16 protein-coding genes are annotated in these 17,181 nt (G+C 69.1%); 10 read left to right on the top strand and 6 right to left on the bottom strand.

Annotated elements, in window-relative coordinates; genetic code table 11:
- Positions 1–147 precede the first annotated feature (147 nt).
- Genes AC5Y5E_RS15430 through AC5Y5E_RS15420 form a run of 3 tightly spaced genes read left to right on the top strand, consistent with a single transcriptional unit; the run spans position 148 to position 2,143 of the window.
- Positions 148–546: a hypothetical protein gene (locus AC5Y5E_RS15430; protein WP_499903826.1), complete on the top strand. Its 399-nt coding sequence runs from the start codon at positions 148–150 to the stop codon at positions 544–546.
- A 33-nt stretch (positions 547–579) separates the two neighbouring features.
- Entirely contained in the window at positions 580–1,032 is a 453-nt protein-coding gene (locus AC5Y5E_RS15425) for a lipoprotein LpqH (protein WP_499903825.1), read from the top strand.
- 37 nt (positions 1,033–1,069) lie between these two features.
- On the top strand, positions 1,070–2,143 hold the full coding sequence (locus tag AC5Y5E_RS15420; protein WP_499903824.1) for an MAP_0585 family protein: 1,074 nt from the start codon (positions 1,070–1,072) through the stop codon (positions 2,141–2,143).
- Here AC5Y5E_RS15420 and AC5Y5E_RS15415 read toward each other — a convergent pair.
- Together AC5Y5E_RS15415 and AC5Y5E_RS15410 are read right to left on the bottom strand one after the other, a co-directional pair.
- The gene (locus AC5Y5E_RS15415; protein ID WP_499903823.1) at positions 2,140–2,673 is read right to left on the bottom strand and encodes a hypothetical protein; all 534 of its coding nucleotides are present in this window, start codon (positions 2,671–2,673) and stop codon (positions 2,140–2,142) included. The two genes, AC5Y5E_RS15420 and AC5Y5E_RS15415, sit on opposite strands and share 4 nt — an antisense overlap.
- 28 nt (positions 2,674–2,701) lie before the next feature.
- The gene (locus AC5Y5E_RS15410; protein ID WP_499903822.1) at positions 2,702–3,784 is read right to left on the bottom strand and encodes a 2Fe-2S iron-sulfur cluster-binding protein; all 1,083 of its coding nucleotides are present in this window, start codon (positions 3,782–3,784) and stop codon (positions 2,702–2,704) included.
- Between the two features lie 147 nt (positions 3,785–3,931).
- Between AC5Y5E_RS15410 and hsaA the strand changes: the two genes are divergently transcribed.
- The 5 genes from hsaA to AC5Y5E_RS15385 are packed head-to-tail and all read left to right on the top strand — an operon-like array spanning position 3,932 to position 8,362.
- Entirely contained in the window at positions 3,932–5,116 is a 1,185-nt protein-coding gene (gene hsaA / locus AC5Y5E_RS15405) for a 3-hydroxy-9,10-secoandrosta-1,3,5(10)-triene-9,17-dione monooxygenase oxygenase subunit (protein WP_499903821.1), read from the top strand.
- Positions 5,116–5,994 carry a 4,5:9,10-diseco-3-hydroxy-5,9,17-trioxoandrosta-1(10),2-diene-4-oate hydrolase gene (gene hsaD, locus AC5Y5E_RS15400; protein WP_499903820.1) on the top strand — a complete coding sequence of 293 codons (879 nt, stop codon included), beginning with the start codon at positions 5,116–5,118 and terminating at the stop codon, positions 5,992–5,994. The genes hsaA and hsaD overlap by 1 nt, the downstream gene beginning before the upstream one ends.
- The gene (gene hsaC / locus AC5Y5E_RS15395; protein WP_499903819.1) at positions 5,991–6,893 is read left to right on the top strand and encodes an iron-dependent extradiol dioxygenase HsaC; all 903 of its coding nucleotides are present in this window, start codon (positions 5,991–5,993) and stop codon (positions 6,891–6,893) included. Before hsaD ends, hsaC begins: the two co-directional genes overlap by 4 nt.
- A 12-nt stretch (positions 6,894–6,905) precedes the next feature.
- On the top strand, positions 6,906–7,469 hold the full coding sequence (gene hsaB / locus AC5Y5E_RS15390; RefSeq protein WP_067153275.1) for a 3-hydroxy-9,10-secoandrosta-1,3,5(10)-triene-9,17-dione monooxygenase reductase subunit: 564 nt from the start codon (positions 6,906–6,908) through the stop codon (positions 7,467–7,469).
- Between the two features lie 50 nt (positions 7,470–7,519).
- The gene (locus AC5Y5E_RS15385) at positions 7,520–8,362 is read left to right on the top strand and encodes a CHAD domain-containing protein (RefSeq protein ID WP_499903818.1); all 843 of its coding nucleotides are present in this window, start codon (positions 7,520–7,522) and stop codon (positions 8,360–8,362) included.
- A gap of 61 nt (positions 8,363–8,423) precedes the next feature.
- On the opposite strand, the gene AC5Y5E_RS15380 is transcribed toward AC5Y5E_RS15385, so the two are convergent.
- Together AC5Y5E_RS15380 and AC5Y5E_RS15375 are read right to left on the bottom strand one after the other, a co-directional pair.
- Positions 8,424–8,825, bottom strand: a complete 402-nt coding sequence (locus AC5Y5E_RS15380) for a hypothetical protein (RefSeq protein ID WP_499903817.1) — start codon at positions 8,823–8,825, stop codon at positions 8,424–8,426.
- 127 nt (positions 8,826–8,952) lie between these two features.
- Positions 8,953–12,081 (bottom strand): Kelch repeat-containing protein, encoded by a 3,129-nt coding sequence (locus tag AC5Y5E_RS15375; protein WP_499903816.1) that lies wholly within the window; start codon positions 12,079–12,081, stop codon positions 8,953–8,955.
- Between the two features lie 156 nt (positions 12,082–12,237).
- Between AC5Y5E_RS15375 and AC5Y5E_RS15370 the strand changes: the two genes are divergently transcribed.
- The gene (locus tag AC5Y5E_RS15370; RefSeq protein WP_499903815.1) at positions 12,238–13,068 is read left to right on the top strand and encodes an arylamine N-acetyltransferase family protein; all 831 of its coding nucleotides are present in this window, start codon (positions 12,238–12,240) and stop codon (positions 13,066–13,068) included.
- 105 nt (positions 13,069–13,173) lie between these two features.
- Positions 13,174–15,033 (top strand): fatty acyl-AMP ligase, encoded by a 1,860-nt coding sequence (locus AC5Y5E_RS15365; protein ID WP_499903814.1) that lies wholly within the window; start codon positions 13,174–13,176, stop codon positions 15,031–15,033.
- Here the strand turns inward: AC5Y5E_RS15365 and AC5Y5E_RS15360 are convergent.
- The gene (locus AC5Y5E_RS15360; RefSeq protein WP_499903813.1) at positions 15,023–16,192 is read right to left on the bottom strand and encodes a pyridoxal phosphate-dependent aminotransferase; all 1,170 of its coding nucleotides are present in this window, start codon (positions 16,190–16,192) and stop codon (positions 15,023–15,025) included. The two genes, AC5Y5E_RS15365 and AC5Y5E_RS15360, sit on opposite strands and share 11 nt — an antisense overlap.
- A complete protein-coding gene (gene ipdE2, locus AC5Y5E_RS15355; protein ID WP_499903812.1) occupies positions 16,189–17,136 on the bottom strand; it encodes an acyl-CoA dehydrogenase IpdE2 in 948 nt (315 codons plus the stop codon). Before ipdE2 ends, AC5Y5E_RS15360 begins: the two co-directional genes overlap by 4 nt.
- Positions 17,137–17,181 lie beyond the last annotated feature (45 nt).

Below are 17,181 nucleotides of genomic sequence, written 5' to 3'. Positions count from 1 at the left end.
CTGGGTCCATCGCCGAAAAGTGTAGGGAAATCCCTAATTGAGACGCGGCCGCGCGGGGCTTTAGCTATAGCCACCGCGCGCGTGCCGGTCGCCCGACCAACGCCCGAGGGCTGCGTGCCGCGGCGGGTGCGTGTCGAAAGGAACGCCATGCCAACGAATTTCGCTACCCGGCGGCCAATCGCCGTCGCCGGTCTGCTTGCGGCCGTCACCCTAGCCGCGAGTGCTGTGTCGCCGCCGATGCTGCCGGCGGCCAAGGCCAACCCGGCGCAGCACACCGTCGTGTACCGGATCCTGGGCGGCGGTGACGTGTACTCCGTCATCCCCGACCCCGGAACCCCGGTGTATCCGGCGAGCACGACGACCTGGGTGTCGATTCCCTGGTCGCAGACCGTGCAAGTCACCGGAAACCCGTACCTGGCGTTGAACTACACCGACAAGAACGGCGGCCCGCACGATTGCGCGATTCAAGTCGACGGCCAGCCCGTCGCGCTGACCGAGCACAAGCCCGGCAGGTGCGCGTACCAGATCCCCGGCCCAACGCAGTAGGGCACCGCGATGACAACACGGAGGAGAGCAGCGGTGAAGCGTGGGATCGTCGCCGGCGCGGCCGGCGTGGCCGTCGTGATCGCGGGCTGCGCCGGCTGTTCCGGCAACAAAAACACGCCGGCGTCGAACTCGCCCGCGGGACCGCAGGTCATCGTCGACGGCAAGAGCCAGAACGTCAGCGGACCGGTCACCTGCACCCCGGCCGGCAAGAACATCAACATCGGCATCGGTGACCCGGCCAACGGTGTCGGCGCGGTGATCAGCAACGACAACCCGCCGATCGTTCACGCGGTCGGACTGGGCAGCGTCGACGGCGTCACGCTCGGCTACGCCGACGCCGCAAAAGGCCAGGGCGGCAACGCCGGAGCCGCGGTCAGCGGCAAGTCCTACCAGATCAAGGGCACCGCGACCGGAGCCGATGCCAGCAATCCGCAGCAACCCAAGCCGGTAAGCAAGCCATTCGAGTTGGACGTGACCTGCCCATAGACGTCGTTCGGGCCGAAGCCCGAGAGGGGACCCACTAATGTCCATCAAACGCCTTGCCGCTGCGGCGGCGGTTGCCGCGGGCCTGGGCATGTCGGCGACGGCGGTCAACGCCGGGCTCGCCGGCTCCGCTCCGCTGGACCCGCCTTCGTGCCCCAACTGGCAGAAAGGCTGCTCCGGCACTCCCAATCCCGGGTACGGCGGCACCGGGACGGTGCCTGCGCCGGGATCCAATGTTCCGAAGCCCAGCGCCCCGCCGGCGACGACCTCGGCGCCCTGGAGTTCGACGCCGCCGAGCACGTCGAAGCAGATAACGACGACGCCGCCCACGACGAGCCCGTCGAAGCAGATAACGACGACGCCGCCGACCACCTCGTGGACGTCGACGACGCCGACAAGCTCGCCGTGGAGCGCTCCGGGGCCGACGTCCTCGTCGCCGTTCCCCGTCGAGTGCCCCGCCTGGGACAAGACCTGCACCCCGGCCCCTGCCCCGAACCCCGGTTACGGGGGCAACGGCTCGCCGGGGCCGACCCCCGGGGCGCCGTGGAGCGGCTCACCGCAGCAGCAGCCGTGCCCCAACTGGGAGAAGGGCTGCTCGACAAGTCCCAACCCCGGCCCCGGTTACGGGGGCGCCGGCTCGACGCCGCCGTCACCCTCGCAGTGGAACGGCGGGGCACAGCCGACCACCACCCGCCCGGTCCTCAACGCGCCCAACTATCAGCCCCCGCATGAGCCGTACTATCCGCCGCGCGGTCCCGTCCTGCGCGGCACCGTCCAAATCGGCGGCCCCGTCGACGTGCCGTACGGCTTCTGGGTTCCGGGTCAGGGAGCGCCGCCGCCGCCGGTTCAGCGCGGCTACGGCTGGAGCGACGGCCCGGCGCCCGGCGCCCCTCCGCCGAATTGGGAGGGCCCGCCGCCTTCCGGTGGCTGGAACGGCCCGCCGCCTGCCGGTGGATGGAACCGTCCCTGGAGTGGGCCGCCGGTTGACGCGTCCTACGGGCAGGACTATTTCGCGCCGTTCACCTACAACACCTACACCGTGCTTCCGATCTTCAACTGGCAGTACGGGGGTTGGGGCTACTGGTTCGAAGGTGTGTGGATCCCGCTGTACTAGGAGAACGTCGTCTGCGCGCAGGTGCTGGGCGAGGTGATGTTGACCCCGCCGTAGACCACCTGGATGTGGGTGCACAGGATGACGCTGATGTCGGTCTTCGACTGACCGGTCTGCCAGTCGGCCGAGTCGATGCGGCCGGTCGTCTGGTACTTGTCGGGCGGTCCGTCACCGAAGTAGACGGTGGTGATCTCGTCGGACCCCATCGCCTTGTGGACCCGTTCGAACTGGCCGTTGGCGTGCGTGTCCAGGTACGCCAACCGGTTCGGCGACCGAACCTCGGTGGTCTGGCGCGCCCAGAGACCGGGCGGGAACCCGGTCACGCCGTCCGGCGTGCGCGTATCGGCCCCGACGATGAAATCGCAGTGGCCGTCGGCCTTGAAGCAGTTGAGGAAGGCGTGCGTCTCCAGCTGGTTGGGCCCGTCGAGCGGGAACAGGGTGGTGGCCTCGTTGCTCGCGGCCGAAGCCACGGGACCCGGCAGGAACGCCAGCACGGCTCCGGCGACCGCAAATCCCGGTAACAGCCGGTTCATCGGAGACCCCTTCCGGTTCGCTACGCGCCTACTCGTCGTAGGTGACTTCTACCGAATCAGATTCGGGGCGAGATTGACAGGCCAAAATCAGGCCGTCGTCGAGGTCCTGCTGTTCGAGGACGTCGTTGACCTCCATGTTGACGTTGCCGCTGCGCAGGGTGCAGGCGCATGCGCCGCAGTGCCCTTCGCGGCAGGAGAAGGGGGCGTCGAGACCCTTGGCGAGGAGGACGTCGAGCAGCTTGGCGTGGCGCGGCCAGGACACCGTGTGCGTCTCGCCGTCCAGCTCCACCACCGCGGTGGCGGGCGGAAGGTCTCCCTCGGCGGTGTCGGAGATCTTGACCGCCGCGAACGGGTCGGACTCCAGCGACTTGAACACCTCGATATGCACCTGCGCCGCAGGCACTTTCAGCCCCTCCAGAGCGGTGCGGGCCGCGTCCATGAAAGGGCCTGGCCCGCAAATGAATACGGGTCGGTCGGTGTATGGGGCGGCCAGCTTCGCGAGCGAGGCCGCGCCGGGCAGCCCCTGCAGCGACTCCAGCCAGTGCAGCACCGTGAGCCGGTCGGGGTACTTGGCCGACAGCTCGCGCAGCGCCTCGGCGAAGATCACTGAGCGGTCGTCGCGGTTGGCGTAGAGCAGCGTCACCTGGCCGGCGCCCTCGGCGAGGGCGGACTTGCAGATCGACATGATCGGGGTGATTCCGCTGCCGGCGGCCATCAGCAGGAAGTCGTCGTCGAGGGTCTTCGGCACGAAGTTGCCCGACGGGGCCAGCACGTGGATGCGCATGCCTGCCTGCGCATGCTCGCACAGCCAGTTGGACGCGTACCCGTCCGCGGTGCGCTTGACCGTGACCGTGAGCGCCTCATCCGTGAACGGCGAGCTGCACAGCGAGTAGCAGCGAGCCACCGACCCGGTGCGGTCGCTGGGCACGCGCAGCGTCAGGAACTGGCCCGGCGCGTACCGCAGCCGCTCCGCCGGGATGCCCGGATCACCGGGCGCGTCCGGCACAGCGAACACCAGGGACCGCGCCTCGTCGGTCTCGGCGATCACCTCGGCGATCTGCAGTTCCAGGACGTGGTCACCCAGCGGCTCGTCGGGAATCGCTTCCGTCAAGACCCGTCCCTTCCTTTCGACACAACTAGAACATGTTACAGAAAACCCGATATATACCGCTACCAGCCGCAGGAATACCCTGCTCGACACAAATCGGAACGTGTTCTAGTCTTCTGGGTAAGTCCGAACTCCCGGGAGGCAACGTAAGTGACGTCCATTCAACAGCGTGACGCGCAGTCGGTGTTAACCGCCATCGATGATCTGCTTCCGAAGATCCGGGAGCGCGCTCAGGCGACGGAGGACCTGCGCCGGCTGCCCGACGAGACGGTCCAGGAGCTCGAGGACATCGGTTTCTTCACCCTGTTGCAGCCGCAGCAGTGGGGTGGGCTGCAGTGCGACCCGACGGTCTTCTATGAGGCCGTCCGCCGGCTGGCGAGCGCGTGCGGGTCGACCGGCTGGGTGAGCTCGATCATCGGCGTGCACAACTGGCACCTGGCGCTGTTCGACCAGCAGGCCCAGGAGGAGGTCTGGGGCGACGACACCAAGACGCGGATCTCGTCGTCGTACGCCCCGATGGGCGCCGGAGTGGTCACCGACGGCGGCTACCTGGTGAACGGCTCGTGGAACTGGTCGTCGGGCTGCGACCACGCCACGTGGACGTTCGTCGGCGGCCCGGTGATCAAGGACGGCCGTCCGGTGGACTTCGGCAGCTTCCTCATCCCGCGCAGCGAGTACCGCATCGACGACGTGTGGCACGTCGTCGGCCTGAAGGGCACCGGCAGCAACACGCTGGTGGTCAAGGACGTCTTCGTGCCCCGACACCGGTTCCTGTCCTACAAGGCGATGAACGACGGCACCGCCGGCGGATACCAGACGAACACCGCCCCGGTCTACAAGATGCCCTGGGGCACAATGCATCCCACCACCATCTCGGCGCCGATCGTCGGCATGGCCTACGGCGCGTACGACGCGCACGTCGAGCACCAGGGCAAGCGGGTGCGGGCGGCGTTCGCCGGCGAGAAGGCCAAGGACGATCCGTTCGCCAAGGTCCGCATCGCCGAGGCGGCCAGCGACATCGACGCGGCGTGGCGCCAGCTGTCCGGCAACGTTGCCGACGAGTACGCGCTGCTGGCCGCGGGCAAGGAGATCCCGTTCGAGCTGCGGGCCCGCGCGCGCCGCGACCAGGTGCGCGCCACCGGGCGCTCGATCGCCGCGATCGACCGGCTGTTCGAGGCGTCCGGCGCCACCGCATTGGGCATTGACCAGCCGGTGCAACGGTTTTGGCGCGACGCGCATGCCGGTCGGGTGCACGCCGCCAACGACCCAGAGCGCGCCTACGTGATCTTCGGGAACAATGAGTTCGGGCTGCCGCCCGGCGACACGATGGTCTGATGACCGCAACGACGGGGGAGTTGACGTTCGAGTCCACGTCGCGCTTCGCCGACGTGGACGTGGACGGGCCGCTGAAGCTGCACTACCACGAGGCCGGCGTCGGCAACGACCAGACGGTGGTGCTGCTGCACGGCGGCGGGCCGGGCGCGTCGAGTTGGACGAACTTCTCGCGCAACATCGCGGTGCTGGCCGAGCGGTTCCACGTGCTGGCGGTCGATCAGCCCGGGTACGGGCACTCCGACAAACGCGCCGAGCACGGCCAGTTCAACCGCTACGCCGCCCGGGCGCTCAAGGGGCTCTTCGACCAGCTGGAGCTGGGACGCGTTCCGCTGGTGGGCAATTCGCTGGGTGGCGGCACCGCGGTGCGGTTCGCCCTCGACTACCCCGACCGGGCCGGGCGCCTGGTGTTGATGGGCCCCGGCGGGCTGAGCGTGAACCTGTTCGCGCCGGACCCCACCGAGGGCGTCAAGCGGCTGGGCAAGTTCTCCGTCGAACCCACGCGGGAGAACCTCGAGGCCTTCCTGCGGGTGATGGTCTACGACCAGAAACTGATCACCCCGGAGCTGATCGATCAGCGCTTCGCGCTTGCCAGCACGCCGGAGTCGTTGACCGCGACGCGCGCGATGGGAATGTCGTTCGCCGGGGCCGACTTTGAGCTCGGCATGATGTGGCGCGAGGTGTACCAGCTGCGCCAGCCGGTGCTGCTGATCTGGGGACGTGAGGACCGGGTCAACCCGCTGGACGGTGCGCTGGTGGCGCTGAAGACGATTCCGCGTGCGCAGCTGCACGTTTTCGGGCAGTGTGGGCACTGGGCGCAGGTGGAGAAGTTCGACGAGTTCAACAAGCTGACCATTGATTTCCTCGGAGGCGCGCGATGAGTATCCGGTCGCTGGGCTATCTGCGTATCGAGGCCACCGACATGGCGGCCTGGCGCGAATACGGCCTGAAGGTGCTCGGCATGGTCGAGGGCAAGGGCAGTACCGAGGGCGCGCTGTACCTGCGCATGGACGACTTCCCGGCCCGGCTGGTCATCGTGCCCGGTGAGCACGACCGGCTGAGCGAGGCCGGCTGGGAATGCGCCGACGCCGAAGGGCTGCAAGAGATCCGGAACCGGCTCGACGTGGAGGGCACCCCGTACAAGGAGGCCACCGCGGCCGAACTGGCGGATCGTCGGGTGGACGAGATGATCCGGTTCTCCGACCCGTCGGGCAACTGCCTCGAGGTGTTCCACGGTGCCGCCCTGGAACACCGCCGCGTCGTCAGCCCGTACGGGCACAAGTTCGTCACGGCCGAGCAGGGTCTGGGGCACGTGGTTTTGACCACCCGCGACGACGACGAGACCCTGCACTTCTACCGCGATGTGCTGGGTTTCAAGCTGCGCGACTCCATGCGCCTGCCGCCGCAGGTGGTGGGCCGGCCCGCCGACGGGGCGCCGGTCTGGCTGCGGTTCTTGGGCTGCAACCCGCGTCACCACAGCCTCGCCTTCATGCCCGGGCAGACGCCCAGCGGCATCGTGCACCTGATGGTCGAGGTCGAAAACGCCGACGACGTGGGCCTGTGCCTGGACCGGGCGCTGCGCCGCAAGGTGCCGATGTCGGCCACGCTGGGCCGCCACGTCAACGACCTGATGTTGTCGTTCTACATGAAGACGCCCGGCGGGTTCGACGTCGAATTCGGTTGCGAGGGACGGCAAGTCGCCGATGAGGACTGGATCGCCCGGGAAAGCACCGCGGTGAGCCTGTGGGGTCACGATTTCACGGTTGGCTTCCGAGCCTAGCCCGAGGCAACCATGTCGGCACAGATCGATCCGCGGGCCTTCCGGCAGGTGCTGGGTCAGTTCTGCACCGGGATCACCATCATCACCACCGTGCACGACGACGTGCCGATCGGGTTCGCCTGCCAATCTTTCGCGGCGCTCTCGCTGGACCCGCCGCTGGTGCTGTTCTGCCCGACCAAGGTGTCGCGGTCGTGGAAGGCCATCGAGGCCAGCGGGCGGTTCTGCGTCAACGTGCTGACCGAAAAGCAAAAGGACGTGTCGGCCCGGTTCGGCTCGAAGGAGCCCGACAAGTTCGCCGGAATCGACTGGCATCCTTCGGAATTGGGTTCACCGATCATCGACCGGTCCCTGGCCTACATCGATTGCACGGTGGCGTCGGTGCACGACGGCGGGGACCACTTCGTGGTTTTCGGTGCGGTGCAATCGCTATCGGAGGCCCCCAAGATCAAGCCGCGGCCGCTGCTTTTCTATCGCGGTGACTACACCGGCATCGAACCGGACAAGACGACGCCCGCCCAGTGGCGCGACGACCTGGAAGCGTTCCTCACCACGACTACCCAGGACACCTGGCTCTAGCGCGTCGCGCCGATGTTTGGCGGCCGGGGGCCGCCGGGAATGCGTGCGGTATGCGCTCATCAGCCAGGCGAGCGCTGACCGACTACCTCAGCGCTCAAATCGACGAAATAGAAACCGGCGACGCGGAACTGCGCCATGGCGGGGGTGAAGACCCCGTGCACGACACCCGAGTGGCGATCCGGCGGCTGCGGAGCACCCTGCGTGTATTCGCCAAACTGCTGGACGGGCCGAAGGTCGGCAATGCCGACGGCGAACTGAAGTGGTTCGCCGCACTGCTCGGCGACGTCCGCGATTGCGAGGTCCAAGATCGCCGCTTCACCGAGGCGCTGGACGGCATGCCCGACGAACTGATTTTGGGCCCCGTCCGGTCGCGGATCCGTAACGACCTGCGGGCGGTCGAGCTTCCCGCCCGCACCCGGCTTGGCGAGGCCATGGACTCCGACCGCTACCGGGCGCTGCTGGCCGTCTTGCGCGGTTGGCGCGCCGAACCGCCCGTCGCGCAACGGATTGCGGCCAAGGCGGTGCGCAAGCGGTCCCGGCGCGCGGAGCGCAAGGCGGATCGGCGGCTGGCCGCCGCGCTCGAAGCCGGCCCTCAATCCGGTCAAGACGCCACGCTGCATCGGGCCCGCAAGGCCGCCAAGCGCGCCCGCTACGCCGCCGAACTGCGCGGGCCCCTGGACAAGCGCGGCAAGCGGACCGTCAAGCATTACAAGCGGATTCAAAGCCTGCTTGGTGACCACCAAGACACCGTCGTCGCCACGGGGACGCTTCGGCAGATGGCGTTGGCCGCCGGAACGACGCCGGGGGAGAACGGCTTCAGCTACGGCATGCTGTACGCGCGCGAGCAGCAGCTCGCCCGCCGATGCCGCGAAGACGCGTTGCAGCTCGTGTAGCCGGCGCGCCCCGGTGGCCCGCTGAGGGGGCGGGCCACCGGGGTCTGGCCGGCCGGCCCGGTTAGTCCGATGCGTGGTGGTGGTGAACCGGCTCGACGGATTCCTGATGGCCGTCGGCGGGCGCCTCAGGCGATTCGTCGTTGGCCGTCGGGTCGAGCTTGTCAGCACGCTTCAACTGGCCGTCGAGGTGCTCGCGCGATGTCGCGGCTTCGCTCTGATGGGCGGCCGCGTGTTCTTGCAGCCGGGCGGCTTCGGCGGCCTTGACTTCGGCCTCGGCCTGAGCCGCACGCGCCTTGGCGGCCGTCTCCTCGGCAAGCGCTTCTCGCCGTTCGACCCGGGTCGTCGCGACCTTGGCCTGTTCGCGAATCTCCTCGGCCTGCCGCCGGCGGCGCCGACGCGTCGCCGCGTTGGCCGCCACGATCACCGCAGCGATCACGAGGACCGCCACCACCGCGGCGATCACAATCCAGGTAGTCGTACTCATGGGGGCTCCGTCGGTTCGTGTGGGTATTGCAGCTGCCCGTTCGTACCGGTTCCCCATATTTGACAGGAATAAAACAAGCGCGCGTTTCCCCAGGCAGGGGCCGCGACTACTTGAAGTCGAGCGCCTCGACCGTCGCGATCGGGCCTTCGTGGGTCGGCCGATTCGCGCCGCCGATGCAGTAGACGGTGTTGCCGACCGTCGCCACCACCTCGGCGTGACGCGGCGTCGGCATCTGGGCCAACGTGCTCCATTTGCCGTCGGCGATCTCGTACATCTCGACCACGTTCAGCACCATCGTGGGCTCTTCGCCGCCGACCGCCACGATCCTGCCGTCGATGTACGTGGCGCCATAGCTTCCGCGCGGGGTCGGCATGCCCACCAGCCGGGTCCACGACCCCGATGCCGGGTCGAAGCGTTCCAGCGCCGCGGAGTTCTTGTCCGAGGAAAGGAACCTGCCGCCGATCGCATACACGTAGGTGCCGTCGGACACGGCGGCCAGGTGTTCGCGGGCGGTGGGCATGTCGGCGGCGTCGGTCCACGAACTTCCGTCGAACACCTCGGTCTGCGGAACGAGTTGCTTGGCGTTCTGGCCACCAACGACGACGAGTTTGTCGCCGGCCACCGCGGCCGCCGGCGCCGCCCGGGCGTGCGTGAGGCTGGGCAGGTCCACCCAGTTGCCGCCGCGCAGCGCGAAGACCCGGTTGGACCCGTCCGCGATGTTGTCGCTGGCGCCCCCGAGCACGACGACCTCGCCGCGGTAGGTCGCCGCGGTCGCGTGGTGCAGCGGGATGGGCAACGGGGGTCCGGTCTCCCAGGCGCCGGTGCGCGGGTCGTAGCTCTCGACCGTCGTGAGAGCCATGCCGTCCCGCAGGCCGCCCATGATCCAGATCTTGTCGTTCAGCACGGTCCAGGCCATCATCAGCCGCGGCGTCGGCGCGTCGGGCAGGGAACGCCATTGCGACGCGGGCTGGATCTGGCGGGCCGGCAGCTTCAGTGCTTCGGCCTCCGAAATCACCTGGCCGTCCCCGGCGGCCGTCGACCCGCCGATCGCGTATACCGACTTCTCCACCGCGGCGACGGCCATGCCGTGCCGCGCCATCGCCATGTCCGGCAGGCCGTCCCAGTGCCGCGTCATGAGGTCGAACACCGAGACGCTCTTCAGCACCTGTCCCCCGGACACGCCCCCGACGGCGACCAGCCGCCCGTCGGCGATGGCCACGCCGAGGTCGCTGCGTGACTGCGGAAGCGCGGGCATCGTCGTCCAGGTTTTCGCGGCCGGGTCATACGCCTCGACCATCGTCAGGTCCGAGTCGCCGGTGGTTCCCCCCACCGCGTACACGAGCTTTCCGTCCGACGCCGCGGCCAGCATCTGGCGCGGGGTGGGGATGGGCGCGCCCAGGCTCCAGGCGGTGCCGTCGAAGACCTCGGTGGTGTTCAGCAAGGCGCCGCCGGCGTCGACTCCGCCGGTGACGACGAGGCGGTCTCCCACCACCGCCGCTGCCGCCGCCGCCCTGGGCGCCAACAGGTGCGGCAGCTCCACCCACCGGCTGTTGACCACCCGCCAAACCTGGTCGCTGGCAACCTTTTTGCCGTTGACGGTCTTCCAGCCGCCGAGCACCACCGGGTTTCCCATCCACGTCACGGCCATCGCGTGTTGCAACGCCACCGGCAGATCGTCGCCGCCCTTCCATTCGTCGATGGCGGGGTCGTAGCCCTCGTGCTTGGTGGTCGCCGCGCCGTCGCTTCGGATGCCGCCGAAGACCCAGATGGTGCCGTCGGCCTGGGTGGTCGCGACCGCATCGCGCGCGACGCGGGCGTTGGTGATCGGCTTCCACGCGACCGGCACCTGGGCCGGCGGGCCCGCGGCCGTCTTGCGAGTGCCGTTGTCGGGCCGCAGCCACAGGAACACGGCGCCCACCACCAACAGCACGACCACGACGGCGACCAGGGCGACGCGACTGCGCCTCTTGCCCGGCTGCGCGAACCACTCCTGGATGCGCAGCGCTAGGGGTTTGCGCCAAGGGGGAGGAGTCTGTTCGGGAGCGCTCGGCGGGCCCGGCGGGCCGCCGGCCGGGGTCTGTGGCTGCGTTTCCGCGCCGTGCCCGCTGCGCAGCACGCTGGCCGCCTGCGAAAACTCATCCTGAGCGGAGGGTCCCGACGGCGGCGAGGGCGTGGCCTGCACCGCGTCGTGGGCGACCGGCGCACCGATCGCCGAGGTCGGGCCTTCGTGAGCTGTCATGCCCGCGGTGGGCGGGATGCTCGCGGTAAGGGATCCCGGCGGTCGCGTTTCCCCGCCGTTCGTGGAGGGCGCGGCGTCCGTGGTCGCCCGACCGACGCCGCCGATCGCCATCGCGTCGGGTTTGAGGCCGTTGAGGCGCTGCGCGGCCTGCAACTCGCGGCCGAATTCCTCGGCCGAGGCGGGCCGGTCGGCCGGATCGAGCGACATCGCCCGCTCGATCGCCGAGCACACCGCGTCCGGTATTCCGTCGGGGCGCATGTCGGGCACACCGGTCGTGCTGATCCGCAGGTACTGCGCGATCAGGTCCTCGCCCTTTCTGCGTTCGTGCGGGGCGTTGCCGGCGATCAGCGCGAAAATGGTCGCGCCGAGCGAGTACATGTCGGCGGCGACCGTCGCCGGGTTGCCGGTCATCACCTCTGGCGCGGTGTAGTCGATGGTGCCGGAGAAGAACCCGGTCGCGGTCTCGTAGCCGCCTTCGATGTGGGCGATGCCGAAGTCGCTCAGTTGCGGTTCGCCGTAGTCGTTGATCAGTATGTTCGCCGGCTTGATATCGCGGTGCAGCGTTCCACCCCGGTGCGCGGTTTCCAGTGCGCCGCAAAGCTTTACACCGATCCCCAGGGCTTCGGGCCAGGGCACCGGCCCCGCACGGCGCAGCCGCACCGCCAGGGAATCCGCGGCGTGGTAGGGCATCACGATGTAGGGCCGGTTGCTGGTGGTCACCCCGACCCGCAGGATGTTGACGATGTTCGGGTGCCCGGACAGCCCGCCCATCGCGTAGCCCTCGCGCAGGAAGCGTTCCCGGCTCTCCTCGTCCATGTGCGACGGCAACAGCTTGACCGCGACGTTTCGGCCCAGCGCCGTCTCGTAGCACCGATAAATCACCCCGGCCCCGCCGCGGGCCACCTGATGCGCATCCTCGAATCCGGCGGCCGCCAGCTCCGCGGCGATCCCGCCGGATACCGACGCCACGCCGTCGGACCTGGGTTCTTCGGCCATTCCTGGGCGCTTAACCTCCCGTACATACGGCTCAGAGAGCTCAAGAGTATCTCCCGTTACCACGCGGGAGTATCTTTCGGCGACCATCGTCATCAAGCAAAGATGCAACGGGTTTGGCGCGAGCCAGCGGCGCGCACCTCGGGTCAGAATGGCGATATGACCTTGGATCTGAACGGGTATCTCGAACGCATCGACTTTCGCGGTGTCGCCGAGCCGACGCTCGACGCGCTGCAGGCTCTGGTGAGCAGCCACACGCGCGCGATCCCCTTCGAGAACCTCGACCCGCTGACGGGAACGCCCGTCGATGACCTCGGCCCAGATGCCCTGACCGACAAGCTGGTTCACCGGCGCCGGGGCGGCTACTGCTACGAGCAGAACGGGCTACTGGGTTATGTGCTGTCGGAACTGGGTTTTCGGGTCCGGCGATTGGCGGGCCGGGTGATCTGGATGCTTCCGCCCGACGCGCCGTTCCCCGCGCAGACGCACACCGTTCTGGCGGTGACTTTCCCCGGCTCCCAGGGGTCTTACCTCGTCGACGTCGGCTTCGGCGGGCAGACACCGACCTCTCCGATCCGGATCGAGATCGGCAGCGTGCAACAGACCACCCTCGAGCCGTACCGGCTCGAGGACCGCCGCGACGGGCTGGTGCTGGCGGCCCAGATCCGCGGCGAGTGGACGCCGCTCTACGAGTTCACGACGAGGACCGCACCGGCGATCGACCTGAAGGTCGGCAGCTGGTTCGTCTCGACCCACCCGTCGTCGCACTTCGTCACCGGCCTGATGACCGCGCGCGTCACCGACGACGCGCGGTTGAACCTGGCCGGGCGCTACCTGACCGTCCACGGCGCCGACGGCAGCGAGAAAATCCGGCTGGACGACGCGGCCGCCGTCGTCGACACCCTCATCGAACGGTTCGCCATCAACGTCGCCGATCTAGGCGACCGCGGTGCGCTCGAGGCCCGCCTCGACAAGGTTCTCGGTGCGTAAGACCAGTTCCGATGTGATCGGCCGCGGGCCGATGCCGAATAGTGATCACCGCGATAGCCTGTCAAATTCGCCGAATATTAAGAGCGTCTATTAACCTGTCCCACCGTGGGTCGGGATCACGGGTCAGGCAATGCTGTCGGGGCCGCCTCGGGCAGTGTAGACGCCAGCGCTGCCCCCGGTGGCGGGATCGTGGTGCCCGAGGGCGTCACGTTGACGTCGAATTTCGACCAAAACCGGGCCCTGTTGGGCGACAGTCCCGCGTACCGCTTCATCGACTATTCGCAGGACCAGGACGGGCGGATCCACGAGCTCAGCTGGAACGAGCTGTGGTCGCGCGTATGCGCCATCGGGGCCCGGCTGCAGCAGGTCACCAAGCCCGGTGACCGGGTGGCGATCCTGGCGCCCCAGGGCCTCGACTACGTGGCGGGTTTCTTCGGCGCCATCCATGCGGGCAATGTCGCGATCCCGCTCTTCGCGCCGACGTTGGCGGGGCACGGCGAGCGGCTGGCGGCGGTGCTGGCCGACGGCCGGCCCGCGGCGATCTTGACCACGACCTCGGCGGCCGAGTCGGTGCGGACGTTCATCCGCACGTTGCCGCCGCAGGAGCGGCCGCGGATGATCGCGGTAGACGCCGTACCCGCGACGCTCGGCGCGACCTTCATCGACCCCGTCCGGGACACCGACGACCTCGCCTATCTGCAGTACACGTCGGGCTCGACCCGCACGCCGGCCGGGGTCGAGATCACCCATCGCGCCGTCTATACCAACGCGATGCAGATGATCATCCACGGCGGGCTCAACACCGACGTCCAATGCGTGAGCTGGCTGCCGCTGTATCACGACATGGGGCTGATGATGATCGTGTTCACGGCCTACTTCGGCGCGCACGTCGCGCTGATGGATCCGATGGCGTTCCTGCGCCGACCCTACCGATGGATCAAGCAACTGGGCATCGCGGCAACCCGGGGACGCACGATGGCGGCCGCGCCGAACTTCGCGTTCGAGCTGACGGCCCAGCGCGGGTTGCCGCCCAAGGGGGAGGATCTCGACCTCAGCAACGTGGTGTGCCTGCTCAACGGGTCGGAGCCGGTGAGCATGGCGGCCATCGAGCAGTTCACCAAGGCGTTCGCTCCGTATGGTCTGCCGGCGTCGGTGGTCAAGCCGTCCTACGGGATGGCGGAAGCGACGCTGTCGGTCGCCAGCATCGCCTCGGACGCCGCGGCGAGCGCGATTTTCCTCGACCGCGAGCAGCTCGGCGCCGGCCGCGCGGTGGTCGTCGACCCGACGGCGCCCGGTGCGCTCTCGCTTGTCTCGTGCGGCCAGCCGATCCTCGGGCAGTGGGCCGTGATCGCCGACCCGGACGGCGCGGAGGTGCCCGACGGCACCGTGGGGGAAATCTGGTTGCACGGCAACAACATCGGCCGCGGGTACTTCGGCCGCGAGGACGAGACGCGCCGGGTGTTCGGCAACAAGCTGCAGTCCCGTCTCGAGGTCGGTAGCCACGCCGAGGGCGCCCCGGACAACGGGTCCTGGCTGGCCACCGGCGATCTCGGCGTCTACGTCGACGGCGAGCTGTACCTGACGGGCCGGATCAAGGACCTCATCATCATCGATGGCCGCAACCACTACCCGCACGACATCGAAACGACGGTGAGCGAGGCCTCGCCGGCCATCCGCACCGGCTATGTCGCCGCGTTTTCCGTTCCCGCCGAGGCGGTTTCATCCCTTACCGGCAGCGGCGGCTCCGGCGAACAGGTGGTCGTCGTCGCCGAGCGCGCCGCCGGGGCGGGCCGCGACCTGGGGCCGATCGCCGACACCGTGCGCGCCGCGATCTCGCGGCATCACCAGATCCGCGTCGCCGACGTGCGGCTCGTCGCCGCCGGCGCCATCCCCCGCACAACGAGCGGCAAACTCGCCCGCAACGCGTGCCGCGCCGAGTACCTCGAAGGGCGTTTCAACCGCTGACCGGTAGCCAGGGCCCGATCCGTCGCAGGGCCTCCTCGATGTCGCCGGTGGGTCCCGCAAACGAGAGCCGGACGAACGAGTGGCCCCGCGCGGTGTCGAAGTCGATGCCCGGCGCGATGGCAACGCCGGTGTCGGCCAACAGCTTTGAGCAGAACCCGAGCGAGTCGTCGGTGAAGTCCGAGACGTCGGCGTACACGTAGAACGCGCCGTCGGTGGGTGCCAGCCGGTCGACGCCGATCGCCCGCAGCCCGTCGAGCAGCAGCTTGCGGTTGACGCTGTAGTGCGCCAAGTTGCCGTCGGCTTCGGCGGTGGCCTCCGCGGTGAACGCCGCCACCGCGGCACGCTGTGACAGCACCGGCGGGCAGATGGTGAAGTTGCCGGTCAGGCAGTCCACCGCCCGACGCAGCTCGCCCGGCACCAGCAGCCACCCGAGCCGCCACCCGGTCATCGCGTAGTACTTCGAAAAGCTGTTGACCACCACCGCGTCTCGCGAGGTCTGCCAGGCGCAGCTGGTGTGTGGCGCGCCGTCGTAGACCAGGCCGTGGTAGACCTCGTCGCTGATCAGCCGCACTCCGGAGTTCGCGCACCACGACGCGATGGCGGCGAGCTCGGCCGGCGGGATGACCGTCCCGGTGGGATTGGCGGGGCTGGCGACGATCACGCCCTGGATAGGTGGGTCCAGTTCGGCGAGCATCTGCGCGGTGGGCTGGAAGCGGGTCTCCGGCCCGCACGCGATGTCCACTACCTCACAACCCAACGCCGACAAGATATTTCGGTAGCATGGGTAGCCCGGGCTCGCCAGCGCAACCCGGTCGCCGACGTCAAAGCAGGCCAGGAATGCGAGCAGGAATCCGCCCGAGGAACCGGTGGTGACGACGACCGCGTCGGCCTGGACGTCGATGCCGTGTTTGCGTTGGTAATCCGCCGCGATCGCGGCCCGCAGCTCCGGGATGCCCAGCGCGACGGTGTAACCCAGCTGGTTCGCGTTCAGCGCGGCGACCGCGGCCGCGCGCACCGGTTCGGGCGCGCCGACGCTGGGCTGGCCCGCCGACAGATTGACCAGGTCGCCGTGGCTGCGCTGGCGCTCCGCGGCGGCCAGCCAGACATCCATCACGTAGAACGGAGGGATGCCGGCGCGTAGCGCGACGTGCTCGGTCACGTCGGCAATACTTCAGATTCCAGTTGGCGCAGCAGCTCTCGCGGCGGGTCGAGCAGGTGCTCGCTGCCGTGGGCGCGCTTGAAATACAAGTGCATGTCGTGTTCCCAGGTGATCGCGATGCCGCCGTGCAGTTGGATCCCTTCGGCTGCAACAGCTTTCAGGGCTTCGGTGGCGGCGAGGCGCGCCGTGGCCGCGTTGGTGGGGGTGGGGTCGTCGCACGCGTCGGACACCACGGCCTTGGCCGCGGCGACGGTGACGTAGAGGTCAGCCATCCGGTGCTTGAGCGCCTGGAAGCTGCCGATCGGCCGCCCGAATTGCACCCGGCTCTTGGTGTATTCGACGGTCAGCTCCAGGCAGCGCTCGGCGGCGCCGATCTGCTCGGCCGCCAGCAGGATGGCCGCGGTGTGCGCGAGGCCCGGGTCCGCTCCGATGGGTTCGGTCTCTTCGGGGCGTAGGCGGGCCAGCCGGCGGGTGGGGTCCATGGTCGCGACTGGCTGCGCGCTGAAGCGTGTCCACCTGCTCAGCTGGCCGTCGGTAACCGCGACAACGACGTCGGCGATATCGCCGTTGACCACGTAGTCGGCATCGAGCACCAGAGCGCCGATCGATCCGCCCTCGGCGAGCTCGGCGAGCGTCTCGGCGTCCGGCTCGGGCGCCGCCAGCAGCGCCAACTCCGCGAGCGTGGTGCCCAGCAGCGGGGAGGGCACCAGGGCCCGGCCCAGCTCCTGCAGAACGGCTGCGGCATCGGCCAATTCGCCGCCTGCGCCGCCCAGCTCGTCGGGGATCACCAGCGCGGCGGCGCCGACCTGCTCGCACAGCAGGCGCCACAGTGCTTCGTCGCAGCCGCGGTCGGCTTCTATCGCCGCCCGCACCGCCGCCGGCTCCGCGTGCTTGGCCACCAGGGCGGCGACGGTCTCCCGCAGCAGCTGCCGTTCTTCAGTCATGCGCGCCGCTCCTCAGCATCGCTCCGTTCTGCATCGTCGCCGGCG

Source organism: Mycobacterium sp. NGS54 (assembly GCF_059812465.1).
Note: the sequence above shows the minus strand (reverse complement) of the source record. Positions and strands in the feature narration are given on the sequence as shown.